The following is a 17,263-nucleotide window of genomic DNA, read 5'->3' on the forward strand; positions in this document are numbered from 1 at the left end:
AGGGGCTCGGCGGACCACGCGAGGAAAGCTTCCGAGCCCCCGCGGATCCGCACCAGAACCTCACCGGGTCCGGCAGCCCCTCGAGTGCCGATCAGCAGCACTCCGGTACAGCCGATCACGGCACCGTCCCGGACCATGTACCGCTGCCTTTCCCCCTTTGCGTTCCTGGTTCCTGACCCTGACTCGCTGAATCCGACCACGCCCCACTGGCATGTGTCCGATAGGGCTGGCGAGAGAAATCATGGCCGGGCAATCCTTGAATACACGCAATTTGACGCATCATTAGCGTCGTGCGATGTGAGCCTCGTTGACTGACCGGATCGCCCGCCCTGCTCCGGTGTCCAGCCACTCCAGTAGGAGGCTGCCGCCAATTACCATCTCCCGCCTCCCTGTCGAACACGTTCAATGCGCAGTGGGCAATGGGGCACTGAGGCACTGCTGACGGACTGCCCACGCCGAGTTACCACTACGGCGGGAAGGCGGCTCCGGCCAGCCCGCGTACCGCGTCACAGACGTCAGCGCGACTTGCAGTCCCGACAGCGTGATCAGTGAGCCGACATCGGGGTCCGGATCCATAAAGGACAGGCCGCCTACCACAATTGTGGCGATGCCCAGGGCTGCAAGGGCGCCCCTTGCCATGAGGCTCTTGTACGAGTGTTTCATGATCTTGCTCCTGCTCACGAGAACGGAACGCAAACTACGGTCCGGTACGGCGGCACCGGTCAGGGCGACGGTCAGCCACGGTCGTCGAAGCACGGGTGGGGAAGGGAATGCGTCTGGCACGGCTGCATGCTGCGACTGCGGCAGAAACCACCTTGGTCGCTGCCGCCCACGTCACACCACGCCAATAAGCGCACCAGCGTAGGTGGTGGAGCAATGCCGCGGTCGGGAAGATGATTGCTCAGGTCACCAAGACCCAACCGCCCAACCCACCCTCAGTCTCGCCCATATCGATCTTCCTGCCGCACAGCCCGATAATCTCGATCCGTAGGATCGCGACTGCCGTTGGAAGGCCCAAGGAAATGATGATGTCCGGCGACGCTGACCCGACCCGCCCGACGCTGCTACTGGTGCACGGTGCCTGGCACGGCGCATGGTGCTGGGCAAAGCTGGAAACCGAACTCGCTGCTCGGGGGTGGACGTCCCGGGCAGTCGATCTGCCGAGCGCCGTACGGGCGGCCCCGTCTGCCGGTCCGCTCCCCGGCGTACTCGACGATGCCGACGTCATCCGGGAAGCGATCGCTGCCATCGCCGGCCCCGTCGCCGTCGTAGCGCACTCCTACGGCGGCATCCCGGTGACCCAGGCCACCGCCGGCGCTGCGAACGTCACCCACCTTGTGTATCTGGCCGCCTATCAGCTCGATACGCAGGAGAACCTGCTCTCTTTCCGAGGCGAGTTCGAGCCGGAACTGGTGGTGGAGGAGGGCCTCGTCCAACCAACCGCGCATCTCGCCGCCGACCTTTATGGAGATGTCCCCGAGCACGAAGCCGCCGCTGCCGCGGCCCAGCTCGTCCCGCACAGCGCCCGCTGCGCCACGGAACAGGTAACCCAGGTGGGCTGGCACTCCAGGCCATCCAGCTACATCGTCTGCGATCGAGACCGGATGGTTCCGCCGGCACAGCAGGAGAAGATGGCCGCTCGGGCGAACACCACCTATCACCTGGCCAGCGGCCACTCGCCCTTCCTGTCGGTCCCCGGCGAGCTCGCCGCGCTTCTGACGCAGATCGTCGGCTGAACGGGAATCAACAGAAGCCGCCGCCGATCCCGAGTGCGGGGAACTGACCAAGCCGCCGACGAAGCGCTGACGAGCATGTGAACGGGGTCTGTTGGTCGCTTCAGTGTGCGGGGCGTTCGCCGAAGCCGAGAAGCAGGGAAGCCCGGTCCGCCGCTCATTCCCTCGGGTCCGCGCCGCACTCGCTCGCGTCCAGTTCGCCGGACCGGGCAGCGGCACCGTCCCGGAGCTGATGTAACGGCCGCGCCGGTCGCGATGAGGTGGGGGCACTCGTAACGGGTACGTGGTGCTGCATCGTCAGCGGCGCGGTAGAGCCGGCGGATGTCGTGGACGAAGTTCCTCACCGGATTAGCCGTCCGTTAGCAGAACGCCAACTCGGTCTTCGACGCTGATTGTCGTCCGGGAAGGAGACGAGAGAACACAGCAACGGGAGACCTGATGAACACCGCCACCAACCGCCTGCGCGGCCACGCCGGCCGCCGCATCGCCGCCGCCGTCGTCGCAGCCGCGACGGCACCTCGAAGTGCACCGTGGACCAACTGGAGAAGGCCGCCAAGAGCAACAGCGTGACCGTCCGCGTCACCATGAGCCCCAAGTCCGGCACCGCCGAGACGATCGACGAGAAGTACCACCCGTAAGCCACCACACCCCGCGCCACGCGCGCCCAGTGGCCCTCCGCCCCGCCTGGCGCGGGAGGGGCGCGGCCTCCCCGGCGAGCCCGGAGCATGCGGTGGGAGATTCCGGGGGAGGCCTGCTGGATCTCCTCCATGACCCCGCGTCTTCAGAGGCGTCACGAGCCAGCAGTATGTGCGTTGCCCAGCGAGCCCAAAGGATTCGAAGAAGGTCGCTCCCAGCCCGGGGCAGCGGGGCGTTGCGGTCATGGCGGCCATGGCTCCTTGCCCGCCAGCGGCTGCGTGTGCTGTCCGGAACGAGGCGGGAGGCTCAGAGACGAGCCCGTGCCACAGCTCTCGCGATCCCTCCATGCACGGGAACCATCCGAGAGCCTGATACGTCCGACGGATGTCGAGCACGAGTCAACTCGCGGACGAAGCGGGCGCATTGCGGAGGATGGTGTGGTCAAGTATCGGAAGGTATCCCGCCGGTTGAAGTACGGTCCCTCCCGTTCCGAGCTCCGCCCGGAGGACTTCACCGACGAGGGCAACGATGAGGGCGGCCAAGCTGGAGTACGCGAACCACGAACACCGCTTCCCGAAGGTCCAAGCCCGATGGCTCTTGAACCCCCCAGAGACTGAGTGGGGGTTTTTCGCCCGCAGTCGCAAAAACGATGACGCCGGCTGCGCGAGCGGGGGCGGCGACACACGACCCGTCGCACGGGCATGTGCGCCTTGCGCCGGGTGAGGCGCGGGGCCAGGTGAGGGTTAGTCAGGCCCACGGCAGCTGGCGGCCTTCCTTGAGCCGGCCCCGAATCGGCGAGGCCGGCACGGTCGGGCTCTGCGTCCCTCGGCCCCGGTCCGGCGGCCAACCCCCGCATCGCGGCGGTCTACCACTGCACCGCCTGCGCGATGGCCGGGTCCACCCGGCGTGTTTCCCCGGTCACCCAGCGGCGGTGAGGAACACGTCGACGGGAGCCTCCTGCGCCGGTAGCGCGGGTGGCCAACCCCCTCGGCCGGCTCCGGGGCCGTGATTCCGTACGCCGCGCGCAGCGCCGCCATTGCCTGCTCGTCACTGTCACGCTCGGTGTCGGTCGTGATCTGTACCAAGTCCCCTCCCCCATCGAGCAAAAGTGCGCGGCGGCTGTGACGCAGTTACTGAATTTTCGGGGTGGCGCCGGTGTGGGTGTGGTCATCGCGAGTCCGGTCTCGGCGAGGCAGCATCAGTCTTCCGATGCCGGCAGAAGCGGGGGACCTCCGGCACACGGCGCGGACAGGCGGGGAATGCTGGGCTCCTCCCCCGCCCGAGGGTTGGACCTGAGCAGCTTCCCGACGGGCTCGTTCGCGATCAGCGGGCCGCGCTTGTGAACGCCATATGAACTCAATCAGGGGCCTGACCTGCGAGTTACTGCCTGGTTCGCCATCATCCGGAACCGACAGTCAGGTAGGTTTTCGGTGTCGCCGCCACACCGGGAACACGGGGTTCCCAGGGACTAGCGGCACGTAGGGACATCGTCTCTTGACGACAGCGACCGAGATTTTCCACGTCCGTCCGTACACCCCGCACTGCCAAGTCATCACCGCCGAAGGTGATCACGCCGTCATCGGCATCTCTCCGGGCAACTCCTACTTCACCCATCAGCGAGTCCTCGGCCTCGCCGCCTGGGGATTGGAGAACTTCCGTCAGGTCGATCTCATCTACACGGATCTGCACGTCGCCGACATGTACGAGGCGCTCGGATATCCGGCTGTCGACGCCCAGCGCAAGGCGGTGAAGAATCTGCGCGGTGTACGGGCCAAGGTGACCGCCGCCGTTGCCGCACTCGACCCGGACGGCACCCGGCTCCGCGGCCGACCCATGTCCGCGCTGCTGGACATCCCCGCCTATCGGGTCATACGCGAGAGCCTCGACGATCGGCTGTCCACCGACCCGGCGTTCCGCGACGTCTGTGATCAGCTCGTGGTCCAGTTCCTCACCAGCAAGGTTCTCGACGGGCAGCAGCCCACGGACCGTCAGCGTCAGGTCTGCCTCGACTACATCTGTGCCGAAGCGCCGCTGTTCATCGACACCCCCGCAATCATGGGTGTCCCCTCATCGCTCAACTGCTACCACCAGGCACTGCCGATGGCCGATCTCCTGTACTCCCGTGGGCACGGCCTGCGCGCCACACGCAACCAGGGCCACGCCGTGATAACCCCCGCCGGCTCCATCACCGAAGGACACGACCAGTGACGACCGCCCCGACCCTGATCGACTTCCCGTTCTCCGCGCGCGGCGACCGCCTCCCCCCGGAGATCGAGCAGCTCCGCGCCACCCCGGTCACGCGGGTGCGCACCATCGCCGGGGATGAGGCGTGGCTCGTCTCCTCCTACGAGCTGTGCAAGCAGGTGCTCGAAGACACCCGCTTCAGCCTCAAGGACACCTCCGCCCCTGGCGTTCCCCGGCAGTACGCGCTGACCATCCCGCCCGAGGTGGTCAACAACATGGGCAACATCACCGGGGCCGGCCTGCGGAAGGCCGTACTCAAGGCGATCAATCCCAAGGCCGGTGGCCTGGCGGAGTGGATGACCGACCACGCCGCCCACCTGGTCGACGGCATCCTCGGCTACGGCCCCCCGGTCGACCTGCGCGGACAGTTCGCCAACCCCTACGCCGAACACCTCCACTGCCATATCCTCGGCATCCCCCGCGGTGACGCACCGCTGTTGGCGTCCAGTCTCGACATCGCGTTCATGAACTCGGCGTGCCCCATCGCCGGGGCGCGCCTGAACTGGGACCGGGACATCGCCTATATGACCGGGCGGCTCAACGACCCCGCCACTGACGGGCTCATGGCCGAACTCGCCGCCCTCCGTGGCGACCCCGACTATGCACACCTCACTGACGAGATGCTCGCCACCGTCGGCGTCACCATGTTCGGCGCCGGAGTCATCTCCACCATGGGCGCCTTGACCATGGCCGTGTTCACGCTCCTCCAGAACCCTGGTGTGTGGGAGCAGTTGCGTGCGGAGCCCGGCAAGATACCGGCCGCCGTGGATGAGCTGCTGCGCGTGAACCTGTCCATCGCCGACGGGCTGCCCCGCCTGGCCATGGAAGACATGCAGCTCGGCGGCACAGAGATCAAGAAGGGCGAACTCGTCCTCGTCCTGGTCGAGGCCGCCAACACCGACGGGAGTGTGTTCCCCGACCCGCACACCATCGACATCGACCGGCCCAACGCAGCCGCTCACCTCTCGTTCGGCTACGGCGGGCACTACTGCCCCGCCGTCCCTCTCGGGAAGAAGCACATCGAGATAGCGATCGCGGCCCTCACCACCCGCTTGCCCAGCCTGCACCTGGCCGTCCCCGTCGACCAACTCGTCTGGCGCACCCGCTTCATGAAGCGCATCCCCGAGCGCCTGCCCGTCGCCTGGTAGGAACAGAAGTGCCGGCGTGAGCCGGCGCCCAGCACAACACGATGGCCCCGACCTGAGAGAGGTCGGGGCCATCACCATGGTGGCAATCGCCACGCTTGAGGGCCGCGAGCGGCGATGCGGACCGCCGCCGGTCGCGCCGCCGGCCAGGCGAAAGCGGAAGACCCCGTTCGTCTCCAGGTGCTGCCGCGAGTCACTGCGGCTGGTGCGCCGACTGCCCGTCCTGCCGTCCGTCGCCGCGTACTTCAGCTATGAAGCCGGGCACGGTCTCCTTAAAATGGGGTTTCTCGACTGTTCTTTCGAAAGGGACGGTGCCAGGTGACGGACGATCACCTCCAGGCAAAAGGTCTCAACCGACGGCAGTTATTGAAGCGCGGCGGGCAAGTAGTGTCCGGAGTAGGCGCGTTGTGGACGAGCGGTGCACTGAACTGGGCGCCTCCCGCGCGGGCGCAGGACGATGGTGACCGGGAGCCGTCGGTGACGGTGTCGTCGGGCACGAATTTCGCCGCGGCGGTCTCTCCGGACGGGCGATGGCTGGCACTCGACCTGTTCACAGTGCTCTGGCTGGTCCCCGTCGGCGGCGGCCGGGCCCGCCGTCTCACGGGGGACGCGCAGGACGCCAGCCGGCCGAGTTGGTCGCCGGACGGACAGCGCCTGGTCTTCCAGTCGTTCAGCGCGGGGTACTACCAGCTGTGGCTGGTCAACACCGACGGCACCGGACTGCGGCAGCTCACCGCCGGCGCCGCCGACCACCAGGAGCCCGCCTTCTCCCCGGACGGCCGGCACATCGCCTTCGCCTCCGACGCCGGGAACATGAACGCCATCTGGGTCATGGACCTGGGCACCGCAACCAGCCGCCGCGTGACCACCGCCAAGGCCCGTGAGATCACGCCGACATGGTCGCCCGACGGCCGGCGGATCGCCTTCACGGTCGGCGACACGGCGATCGATATGGTCGAACTCTCCAGCGGCGCCCGCAGTACGGCGGTGACCGCGCCCACCGGCACCACCCTGTACGGGCCGGCCTGGACCCCGGACGGCACACGGCTCGCCTACACCCGCCTCACCGGCCGCACCGCCGACCTGGTCGTCGGCGAGCGGACCCTGACCTCCAGCGAGGACGTCTTCGGGTTCCCTCCCACCTGGCTGTCCGGAACGGAGCTGGTCTACACCGCCGACGGCCTCGTCCGACGCCGCACCCTCGACGGCTCCGCCCGCGAGATCGCGTTCACGGCGGCCTTGCCCCTGGCCGCGCGCCACTACCGCAGACGGGTGCGCGACCTCACCTCGCCCGCGCCGCGCCCGGTACGCGGTATCGCAAGCCCCGTCCTGTCCCCGGACGGCCGCAGCGTCGCATTCCGAGCGCTGAACGCGCTGTGGGTGATGCCGGTCGGAGGCAGGCCGAAGGCCTGGGTGTCGGACGGGTTCTTCAACACCGACCCCGATTTCCACCCGGACGGCACGAGCCTCGTCTACGGCAGCGACCGGTCAGGCACCGCGAACCTGTGGCGGCTGGACCTGGCCGATGGAACCTCCACCCAGCTCACCGACGTGCCCCGGGGCGCGCTGACCCCGCGCTGGTCGCCGGACGGCGCCCGGATCGCCTACCAGGACGCCGACGGCGCCGTATGGCTGCTGACGGTCTCCGACGGGTCGGTGCGGCAGGTGCTGCCCGCGCTGTTCCAGCCGGGTCGGCCGACCTGGTCACCGGACGGCCGCACCCTCGCGGTCGCCGCCGTCAGACCGGCGTCCCTGCGCAACAAGTCCGGCACCAACCAGATCCTCACCGTCGATCTGGAAACCGGCACCACGGCCTACGCCGAACCCGCCGCGCACCGCTCCGTCGCCACCCGCGGCGACGACGGCCCGGTCTGGACGCCGGACGGGCGGAGTCTGGTGTTCGTCATGGAAAGCACCGCCTGGGCGCTGCCCGTGGACGGCACGGGCCGCGCCACCGGGCCGGCGCGGCAGCTGACCCGGGAGGTCACCGACGCGGTCTCGGTCGGTGACCGGGGCCGGACACTGATGTACCTGTCCAACGGATGTCTGCGCACGGTGCCGCTGGCCGGAGGCACCCCTCGCACCGTGCCGGTCCCGCTGACGTACCGGGTGCACCAGGGCACCGAGCGACTCGTGCTGCGGGCGGGCGCGCTGTGGGACGGCGTCTCCCGACAACTGCGCCATGACGTCGACGTGGTGATCGAGGGGACGAAGGTCGCGGGCGTCGTACCGGCCGGCTCGGCCGTCGGCGGCCGGATCGTGGACGCGACCGGGCTGACCGTCATGCCGGGGCTGATCGACCTGCACACCCACTGGTTCATGCGAGGGCGCGGCTGGGGCGACCGCCAGGGCCGGCTGTGGCTGTCGTACGGCGTCACCACCGCACGCTCGGTCGCCGACCCGGGCTACCAGATGGTGGAGAACCGCGAGTCGTCCGAGGCGGGCGTCAGGGTCATGCCGCGTTTCCTCGGCACCGGCGAGGCGTTGGACGGCAACCGCGTGCTGTACAACGCGATGCGGCCGGTGCATTCGGCGGCGCAGCTGGACCTGGAACTCTCCCGGGCCGAGGCGCTCGCCTACGACCTGCTCAAGTGCTACATCCGGCTCCCGGTCGCGCTCACCGAACCGGTCGTGGCCCGGGCCCACCGGATGGGGGTGCCGGTCACCTCGCACTACGCCTACCCGGCCGCGCACACCGGCCTGGACGCGATGGAGCACGTCGGCGGCGGTAACCGGCTCGGCTACACCCACACGGTGAGCCGCCTGGGCCGTACTTCGGACGGTGTGGTCGACCTGTTCGTGCGGTCGGGCATGCCCATCACCCCGACCCTGATCTACGCCGCCGTGCTGTACGCCGAGGACCGGTCGCTGTTGGACGACCCGCGGACGAAGGCGCTCTTCCCGGTATGGGAGTACGAGTTGGTGGAGCAGCTGGCCCGGAACGCGGTGGGGCCCGCGGCGGACACCCTCCGCTTCCTGCTGGCCGGCGCCGTCGACCTGCTCAAGCGGGTGCACACGGCCGGCGGCCTGGTGGTGGCCGGGACCGACGCGCCGCTGGACACTCCGGCGCTGGCGATGCACCTGAACCTGTGGGCCCTGGCGCAGGGCGGGTTGAGCACCTACGACGTGCTGCGCACGGCCACCGCGAACTCCGCGCGGGTGTTGGGGCTGGCCGACCGGCTCGGCACGGTGGAGCCGGGACGCTTCGCCGATCTGGCCGTCGTGGCGGGCGATCCGCTGGCGGACATCAAGGCCGCGGCGGCCATACGCATGGTGGTGACCGGTGGACGGCTGCACACGGTGGACGACCTGCTCCGGCCGTTCCGCCAGGCACCGGCCACCACGGCCCCGCGGAACCGGATCGCCGCGCCGCTGCGGGGCGCGCAGGCGGACTTCAGCCACGACTGGCACCGGCCCGGCTGGGTCGAGACGTCGTGCTCCTGCGCGCTGCCGCGCTGAACCCGGCGCCGGTCCTACGGCAGGGCCCGCCGCCCCCGGCGCGGCGGGCCGGCGACCTCGCGGACGAACGCCGCGAACCGCCCGATCCCCTCGTCGATCCGGTCGGGCGTCAGATAACTGCACGACAGGCGCAGTTCGTCGGTTCCGCCCCCGGACAGGTAGAAGTGCTCCATCGGGGTCCACAGCACGCCGAATTCCGTGGCACACCGCTCCAGCAGAGCGGTATCCACCCGGACGGGCAGCCGCACTCGGACGAAGAAGCCGCCGGACGGGCTGTTCCACCGCACGCCGGGGGGCGTCGCACCACCCAGCTCGCGGTCGAGCGCGGCCAGCAGATGTGCCAGGTTGCACCGGTAGTGCGCCGAGGTGGCCGCGCCCAACGCGGCCAGCGACCCGCCGTGCGCGAGCAGCATCCCGCCGATGACCGCCTGGCACAGCGGCGAGGTGTTGACCGTGACCATGCCCTTGAGGACCGCCAGGTCGTCGGCGAGGACTCCCTCGGCGCCGTCGGCCCGTACGACCCGCTGGTCGGCGACGGCGAACCCGACGCGAGCACCGGGCAGGCACACCTTGGCGAACGTGCCGAGGTGGACCACCCGGCAGGCGGTGTCGAGTGCCTTGAGCGAGGGCAGGGCACGGCCGGGCGGGGCGGTGAAGCCGTAGGCCGAGTCCTCGATCAGTACCAGGTCCTCGTGGTCGGCCAGGGCCAGCAGCCGGCGCCGGGTCTCCAGGTCCAGCACACTGCCCGATGGGTTGGAGTAGTCCGGGGCGACGTACACCGCGCGAATCCGCCGTCCTCGCGTGCGCGCCTCCGCGCAGGCACCGCGCAGGGCGTCGAGGTCGATCCCGTCGGCGGTCTCCGGGACCGGCACGAGGTCGACGTCGAGCAGCCGGGCGGCGCCCGTCATGCCGACGAAGACGGGTTCGACGACCGCGAGCAGGTCGTCGGGCGAGCGGCACAGCGCGCGCAGGGTGAGCAGCATGGCCTCCTGGGCGCCGACGGTGACCACCACGGACCGGGGCGGCGCGTTGATGCCCTGGTCGTGGCGGAGCGCTTCGGCGATCAGGTCGTTGATGAGGCCGCGGCTCGGCCCGTATTCGTGCAGCAGGTTCCGGGCCCGCTCGGCCGTCGTGCCCCGTTCCTCGATCAGGTGCCGTTCGTAGCGTGCGGCGTACGCGGTGACATCCACGTCGGCCAGATGGGCCAGGTTCGGGGCGCCCGGGGCGAAGGAGATCGCCGACGGGTAGCGCGTCATCACCTCGTTGAGGAAGGCGATGGAGCCGAGCACCGGGTCCTCCAGGCTGGCGTGCAGGTCGCCCCCTGCCAGCGCGAAGCCGGGCGCCGCACTCATGGCCGACCGCCGGCGCGGGACCAGGCGCGGTCCACCTTGCCGATGACGTCGCGGCTGTAGAGCCGGGTCGCCTGTACGTAGGCGAACTCCGCCATGTAGGTGCGGAACAGCTCCGGAGGTTCCTCGGCCAGTGTCAGCATCGCCCGGTTCGCCACCACGGCCGGGTTGTCGAGAGCCGACACGGCCTCCTCGATCGCGGTGTCCATCTCCTCCGGCGCCACGATCTGGTCGCACACCGCCGCGGCGCCCGGGTCGCCGGCCGCGATCCGGTCGCCCCACAGGATCACCCGGCGGGCCTGGCGGCTGCCGGCGCAGCGGCTCAGGCGCAGGTTGCCCGCGCCGGGAACGATGCCCTCCTGTGCGGCGGGAAGGGCGAAGAACGCGTCGCGCTCGGCGATCACGCGGTCGAAGACCAGCAGCAGTTGCATGCCGCCGCCGATGGCGAACGCGTCCACGGCGGCCACCCACGGTTTCCCGGCGCCGGCGCGGTCCGGGCGGTGCAGGCCGCGCTGGATCTTGCTGATGTAGCCCAGCTCGCGCTGCATCAGGAAGCCGACGAAGGAGATGCGTCCCTCGTGCAGATGACGCAGATTGATTCCGGCGCTGAACACCCGCCGGCCCGCGTACTTCGGATGGGACATCACCCCGCCGCGCAGCACGCCGACGCGGACCCGGTCGTCGAGCAGCGCCAGGTCGACCGCGGTCTCCATGTCCGCGATCAGGGTGTCGTCCTCGGCGTTGAGGCAGTGTTCGTTGTGCACGGTCAGGTGCGCGGCGGGGCCCCGGCGCTCGACGAGAACCGACTCCAGTGCGGCCCGGCCGGTCGCGGTGAAGTCCGCGAGCAGGTCCAGCGCCCGCCGTGACGGTGTCCGCATCGCGTCGGTCAGATGGGCACCGGCGGCGGGATTGCGCAGGACCGCACGCAGGAAGAGCCCCTGGTCGATCTCCCGTCCCTCCTTGTGCGCCTGGATGTGCTTGCGCTCGGCGTCGAGTTGGGCCTCGGTGGGGACCAGGCCGGGCCACTGCTCACCGGCGGCGCGCATCAGTTCCGGGAGCCGGACGTGGTGGGTCCGGTCGCCGGTCAGGCGGCCGTACACGGCCTCGACGTGCCGGTCCAGGAAGGTGGCGCGCAGTCGGCGGGCAGCGGCCAACACCTTTTCTGCCGCGGCCTGTTGGGGACCGTCGCGCTCGGGGCGGGGCGGCAGGGCGGCGAGCGAGCGGTCTGCGGCTGCGGCGTACTCCGCGAGGGCCGCCGCGTCTCCGGCGAGGTCCCCGGTCAGGGACGGTTCGGGGGCGAGCCCGAGGTCCGCGTAGGTACCGATGTCAGCGCCGGTGCCGGCGGCGGTGCCGGCGGCGGGACGGGTGCGCGGGTGGGCGTCGGTGTTCACGGTCGCACCTCCCGGAGTTCGCTCGCGCGCAACCGCTGGAGTTCGCGATCGCACGCGGCCAGGTGCGCGCCCAGAGCGTCCTCGAAGGTGGCGTCGTGTGCCTCCAGCAGCAGCCTGCGCCGGATGGCCCAGTCCGTCCCCGACACGCTGCGCAGCGCCGCCAGTGCCGCGTCGAGCGCCGCCTCGGGCTCGTGGGTGACCTCGTCGACCAGGCCCATGGCCAGGGCGCGTTCGGCGGTCAGTTCGCGCTCGCCCAGTACGATGCGCCGGCTCCGGGCGACGCCGTACTGGTGGACGAGCCGGTACAGCGCCATCCCCGGCCAGCAGCGGTCGTCGTTGCGCGGCAGCGCGATCCGCAGGTCGGTGCGGGCGATGCGGACGTCGGCAACCAGCAGCATGTCCGCGGCGGGCCCGGCGCAGCTCCCTTCGGCCACCGCGACGACCGGCGCGTCCAGCCGCTCGACCCGGCGCAGTGCCCGCTCCCATTTGTTGACCTCGTGCACGGCGACGCCGGGGCCCGGCCAGGGCGCCGCGGTGGCGGGCCCCAGGGCCAGTACGAGCACCGCGCCGGCACCGGCGTCCTCGACCCGCTCCCTGGCCGCGTCGAGGTCGGCGATCAGTGCGGGGAGGGCCTGGCCGTGCGTGTGCACCCGGTGGTCGGCGATTGCATCGTTCTCGCGGGTCATCGTGCGTGCGTCCCTTCGCTGCGTCGCGGTGTCCGTCCTCGTGGTGTCCGCCGCGGTCACCATCGCGCAAGTGCCGTCTCGATCGTCGATCCCGGCCCCATCGTCATCAGCACGCCGAGATCGCCCGGCGCCACCCTTCCCTCGGCGACCAGGCGCTCGTACGAGAACAGGAAGGAACCGCTGGAGAGGTTGCCGTAGTCCCGCAGCACGCTGGTGGTGTGGCGTACGTCGTGCTTGGTGAGGCCCAGGTTGACCCGGACCGAGTCGATGACCTTCTTGCCGCCGGAGTGCACCAGCCAGTGGTCGACGTCCGTCCGGCGCAGGCCCGCCCCGGCCAGCAGCGCATCGACCGCTTCCTCGGCATGGGCGCCGACCACGTAGGGCACGTCGCGGTCGAGGAAGAAGCTGAACTTGCCCTCGTCGTCGTCCCAGTCGTAACGCATGGCGTCCGCGGCCTCGGGGATGATCCGGCTGGAGAAGCCCATCAGCGCGGGGCCGCACGTGTCCTGGCCGGGCGCGTCGTCGGCTGCGACCAGGACCGCCGCGGCGCCGTCGCCGAAGAGGCTGTTGACGACCGACGTGCGCATCGTGCCGTCGAAGACGTACGCCGAGGAGCAGGACTCCACACACACCATGACGGCCGGCTGGCCCGGGTGGGCGGCGGCCCAGCCGGCCACGGCGGTCAGGGCGTTGAGCCCGGCGTTGCAGCCCATCCCGACCACGTCCAGCCGGGAGCAGTCCACGCGGAGCCCGAGTTCCCGGATCAACAGGGCGCTGAAGCCGGGGGTGAGGAAGCCTGTGGAGGTGACGCAGCACAGGTAGCGGATGTCGGACAGGCCGGCTCCCGCTTCCTTCACACAGGTCTCCACAGCGCGGGAGCCCATGTCGATTCCGGTGCTGACATGCTTGCGCAGCAGTTCGCCCTGCGTCTCGACGCGCCGTTCGCGGTTCGGCCCGGGCAGTGGCAGGGTCAGGTGCCGGGTGTTGATCGCGCTGTTGAGGAAGACGGAACGGATGCGCTCGTCGGTGACGCCGAAGATGTCGAGGATGTCCTGCTGCGTGTACGACTCGGGCGGCACCGCGGTGCCCACCGCGCGGATCCGTGGCAGCACCCCGGACAGTAACTTGCCGTTGTGCACGGCCGGTTGGGTGTAGGGAGGTTCGAGCATGACGGTCATGTGTTCTCCGGTCTGTGCGGTCGGGGATCAGTGCGCCAGGATCGCGAAGCCGCGATAGCGCGGGATGCGGAGGCTGGCCGCGATGGCGCCGGTGCTCTGCGGTGTACTCATGCCGTCTCCTCCTCTCCTGGCGAGAAGTCCGGTGGGAAGGCCGTCGGTAGGCCGCCGGCAGGAAGGGGATGTCGTGTTCGCCGTGTTCGCGTCATGCCACCCCTCGGGCGGATACGGCTCGGTCGATTCCGTATCCTGCGGCGGCGAAGCCGGCCAGCACGACCACGGCCACCGCCATGGCCGACGTGGTCGCCGAGGGGAGCAGGCCATCCGCGTTGCGCACGATCCAGCCGGCCGCCACGTTGCCCGCCATCTCGCCGACCGCGGTCATGATGGTCACCAGCGACAGCATCGCGGGCACCTGCTCCTTGGACACGACCTTCCCGGCGTCCACCTGTGACTGCGGCAGCGCGAGACATTCGGCGAACGCGAACAGCGCAAGGCCGAGCAGGACCAGGACGAGCGACGAGGTGAACGACAGCAGTACCCCGGCCCCGCAGGTGATCGCGGCCCCGGCGTACACCGCCCTGCGGCCCGTCTTGGCAAGGACCGGCATCATCGCCAGCTGGATCACGATCAGCGCCAGCGGCTCGAAGCTCAGGAACAGCTCCCGGTAGCCCGACAAAGCCGGATCGACCTCGTCGTACAGCAGGAACATGGCCATGACGAACCCCATGGCGAAGTACGCGACCAGCGTGTACGCCGACACCGCCACCGGTCCCGGGCGCAGCAGCAGCCCGAGGCCGCCTCCGACGCTGAGCCGTTTGGCCTTCCCGGTGTCCGAGGTCAGCCGCCGCGCGGTCGCGCCGGCCCAGGCACCGCCCGCCAGTTCCAGCAGGAGCAGCAGCACCAGTGCGTGCCGCGCCACGTGGAACCGGTCGGCGGCCTCGGCGGCCAGAGGGGCCAGCAGCAACGCCACGTTCATGATCACGAAGAACAGCTGGAACGCCTTGGCCCGGTCCTTCTCGACGCTGGCGTCGGTCAGCAGCACGCGCACCGCGACCTTCGACACCCCGCGGCCGAACCCCGCGAGCACGGCGAAGACGAACAGTCCGGGTGGGTGCACCGTGATCAGCAGCGCCACGAACCCGGCCGATTTCAGCAGCGCGGAGAGGGACAGCATCCATCCGCTGTTCACGCCGCGGAAGACCATGGGTACGACGATGCCGCCGATCAGCGAGGCGACGACCTGGATGGACAGGGCGAGGGAGAACGTCAGCGGGGCGACCCGGATGCCACCGAAGACCGCCACGGGCAGCAGGGTCAGCACGGTGGTCATGTCGATGTTCGTGACGAACGTGAACACCAGGGCGGCCAGGACCGATCTGCGGTCGCTGGCCTCCGTGGCCTGAGGGGGCGTCGTCTCAGCGGCCTGCATGGGGTTCGGGCCTCTCCGGTACGGGAAGGGACAGCTCCACCACCGACAGAGCGGTCCCGGTGGCGGTGACGTGGGCAGGGAGGAACCCCGCGGCGGTGCCGAGGGCGGAGAAATCCGCCGCGCTGCGTTCCCGGCCCGCCATCAGGATCATCATCAGGACGTCCAGGGACCGCCCGACGGGGACGCGGCGGTCGTCGTCGAGCACCATGTCGACGACAACGACACGTCCGCCGGGCGCCAGCGCATCCCGGCAGTGGCCCAGGATCTGCGATGCCCGCTGGTCGTCCCAGTCGTGCAGGACACGTTTGAGCACGTGGACGTCCCCGCCGGAGGGGACCCCGTCGAAGAACGAACCGCGTTCCACCCGGGCGCGTCCCCCGGCGATCAGCTCGGCCAGCGCGGGGACCACCTCGGCTTTCTCCCGGGGCAGTTCGAACAGGATGCCGCGCGTCCCCGGGCTGGCCGTCAGCAGCGCCGCCAGCAACGAGCCGTCACCGCCGCCGACATCGACCACGGTCTGACCCGGCCGCAGCGTGATCGCCGTGGTCAGACCGCCGTCCAGGTCGCGCGAACCGTCCCGCATGGTCGCGTCGAACAGGCCGCTGATCTCCGGTGACCGGGCGAGCCACTCGAAGAACCGCTCCTGATGGGTCAACTCGAACGCCGGGGTGCCGGTGCGCAGTTGCTCCACGAGCCGGTCCCAGCTGCGCCAGTAGCCCTCCTGCAACTCACAGCGCACCCAGTTGGCGATCCCGTCCGAGGCGTCCCGGCACAGCAGCCGGGACGCCTCGGTGCCGACGTATGCGCCGGACGCGTCGAGCCCCAGGACCTCGGCCACCACCAGGTGATCGACGACCCTGCGCAACGGGTCGACTTCGGTCCGGGTCTCGGCCGCCAGCTCCGCGGCGGTCATCGGGCGCCGCGCCAGCAGGTCCGGGATGCCCAACTCGACCGCCGCGTAGAGGCACTTGCTGGTGCGATAGGCGGTGATCTGTCCGATCAGCCGACGCCGTACCCCGTCGCCGCTCACGGCTCCCCCGCCCCGCTCAGCATGCGGCCGGCCCACTGGAAGAAGGCGTCGGCCACTTTGGTCCGCGCTGGTTCCGGCATCAGCGAGAAGCCGGCCATCGCGGTGCCCCACTCCCCCAGCACCGGCCCGTGCTCGGTCATCAGCCAGTCCACGTGCAGGTAGCTGGCGTCCAGGCTCCCGGCGATGCGCAGGCACATCTCCCGTACGCCGGCGATGTCGGGGTCCGTCTCGGCGACACCACCCTGCCGCAGGTTGGCCCGGTACCGGCCCTCGGCCGGACGGCGCAGCAGCGAGACCAGCACCTCACCGCCGACCAGCATCACCCGCAGGTCGCCGGTGATCGGCAGGCACTCCTGCACCAGGTAGTTCTGGCCGGTCTGGGCGACCACGTCCAGCGCCGCGGACAACTGCTCGGGCGTGTCCACGCGCAGTACCGCCGCGCCCATCCCCATCTCCCGCGGCTTGACCACGTACGGACCGTCGCCGGCGACCTCGCGCACCACGGGCAGTGCCTGGCGGGCGTACCGGCCGAACGGCACGGCCACCGTCCGCGGGGTCGGCACGTCCAGACTCGCCGCCCGTAGCATCATCGCCAGTTTGTCGCGCTCCAGGCACTCGGGGCCCCTCAACGCCCGGTTGAGCAGGACCGAATCGCTGGCATCCACCGTCCGGTAGAGCGCCCGCAGGAAGTGGGCGGCCTGCGGGTCGGCGCTGACGTCGTCGACGAGGTAGCAGTGCCGGCGCGCCAGCAGGTCCTCCCCGCGGTGCAGCAGCCGCGGCCGGTCGGCCACGACGGGGACGAGTTCGTTGGCCGACAGGAACCGGAAGGTGAAGCCGTTGCGTTCGGCTGCGGCGGTGTACTCCTTGGTCATGTCCTCCTCTATGGCGGCGACGTAGTCGGGCGTCAGGTCGTCCGGGTGGCAGATCCAGGTCAGTACGCGTTCGGCGGGCCGTCGGGTCATGTCTCCAGGTTTCCGTACGTC

12 protein-coding genes are annotated in these 17,263 nt (G+C 70.3%); 4 read left to right on the plus strand and 8 right to left on the minus strand.

The window, feature by feature from the left end; translation table 11 throughout:
* Positions 1–137: NfeD C-terminal domain-containing protein (locus IEZ17_RS46070; protein ID WP_506005275.1), on the minus strand; the 137-nt coding region annotated here is incomplete at its 3' end.
* Between the two features lie 891 nt (positions 138–1,028).
* Here IEZ17_RS46070 and IEZ17_RS36930 point away from each other — a divergent pair.
* The 4 genes from IEZ17_RS36930 to IEZ17_RS36945 all read left to right on the plus strand — a co-directional run bounded on the left by IEZ17_RS36930 (position 1,029) and on the right by IEZ17_RS36945 (position 9,217).
* The gene (locus IEZ17_RS36930; protein ID WP_189308005.1) at positions 1,029–1,736 is read left to right on the plus strand and encodes an alpha/beta fold hydrolase; all 708 of its coding nucleotides are present in this window, start codon (positions 1,029–1,031) and stop codon (positions 1,734–1,736) included.
* A 2,127-nt stretch (positions 1,737–3,863) separates the two neighbouring features.
* Positions 3,864–4,577 carry a cyclodityrosine synthase gene (locus IEZ17_RS36935; RefSeq protein WP_189308006.1) on the plus strand — a complete coding sequence of 238 codons (714 nt, stop codon included), beginning with the start codon at positions 3,864–3,866 and terminating at the stop codon, positions 4,575–4,577.
* Positions 4,574–5,761, plus strand: coding sequence for a cytochrome P450 (locus IEZ17_RS36940; protein WP_189308007.1), 1,188 nt, complete (start codon positions 4,574–4,576; stop codon positions 5,759–5,761). Before IEZ17_RS36935 ends, IEZ17_RS36940 begins: the two co-directional genes overlap by 4 nt.
* A 474-nt stretch (positions 5,762–6,235) precedes the next feature.
* Positions 6,236–9,217 carry an amidohydrolase family protein gene (locus IEZ17_RS36945; protein ID WP_189308008.1) on the plus strand — a complete coding sequence of 994 codons (2,982 nt, stop codon included), beginning with the start codon at positions 6,236–6,238 and terminating at the stop codon, positions 9,215–9,217.
* 14 nt (positions 9,218–9,231) lie between these two features.
* Here IEZ17_RS36945 and IEZ17_RS36950 read toward each other — a convergent pair whose 3' ends face one another.
* From IEZ17_RS36950 to IEZ17_RS36980, 7 genes are all read right to left on the minus strand, one after another.
* Complete coding sequence (locus IEZ17_RS36950) at positions 9,232–10,569, minus strand: aminotransferase-like domain-containing protein (protein ID WP_189308009.1); 1,338 nt, start codon at positions 10,567–10,569, stop codon at positions 9,232–9,234.
* On the minus strand, positions 10,566–11,849 hold the full coding sequence (gene dpgC, locus IEZ17_RS36955) for a (3,5-dihydroxyphenyl)acetyl-CoA 1,2-dioxygenase DpgC (protein ID WP_189308032.1): 1,284 nt from the start codon (positions 11,847–11,849) through the stop codon (positions 10,566–10,568). Before dpgC ends, IEZ17_RS36950 begins: the two co-directional genes overlap by 4 nt.
* A gap of 104 nt (positions 11,850–11,953) precedes the next feature.
* On the minus strand, positions 11,954–12,643 hold the full coding sequence (gene dpgB / locus IEZ17_RS36960; RefSeq protein ID WP_189308010.1) for an enoyl-CoA-hydratase DpgB: 690 nt from the start codon (positions 12,641–12,643) through the stop codon (positions 11,954–11,956).
* 56 nt (positions 12,644–12,699) lie between these two features.
* Positions 12,700–13,821 (minus strand): 3,5-dihydroxyphenylacetyl-CoA synthase DpgA, encoded by a 1,122-nt coding sequence (gene dpgA, locus IEZ17_RS36965; RefSeq protein WP_189308011.1) that lies wholly within the window; start codon positions 13,819–13,821, stop codon positions 12,700–12,702.
* Between the two features lie 202 nt (positions 13,822–14,023).
* A complete protein-coding gene (locus IEZ17_RS36970; protein WP_189308012.1) occupies positions 14,024–15,250 on the minus strand; it encodes an MFS transporter in 1,227 nt (408 codons plus the stop codon).
* The gene (locus IEZ17_RS36975) at positions 15,237–16,280 is read right to left on the minus strand and encodes a methyltransferase (protein ID WP_189308013.1); all 1,044 of its coding nucleotides are present in this window, start codon (positions 16,278–16,280) and stop codon (positions 15,237–15,239) included. The genes IEZ17_RS36970 and IEZ17_RS36975 overlap by 14 nt, the downstream gene beginning before the upstream one ends.
* Entirely contained in the window at positions 16,277–17,242 is a 966-nt protein-coding gene (locus tag IEZ17_RS36980) for an ATP-grasp domain-containing protein (RefSeq protein WP_189308014.1), read from the minus strand. Before IEZ17_RS36980 ends, IEZ17_RS36975 begins: the two co-directional genes overlap by 4 nt.
* Positions 17,243–17,263 lie beyond the last annotated feature (21 nt).

The sequence above is a fragment of the Streptomyces albospinus genome, assembly GCF_014648695.1.
Lineage (GTDB): Bacteria > Actinomycetota > Actinomycetes > Streptomycetales > Streptomycetaceae > Streptomyces > Streptomyces albospinus.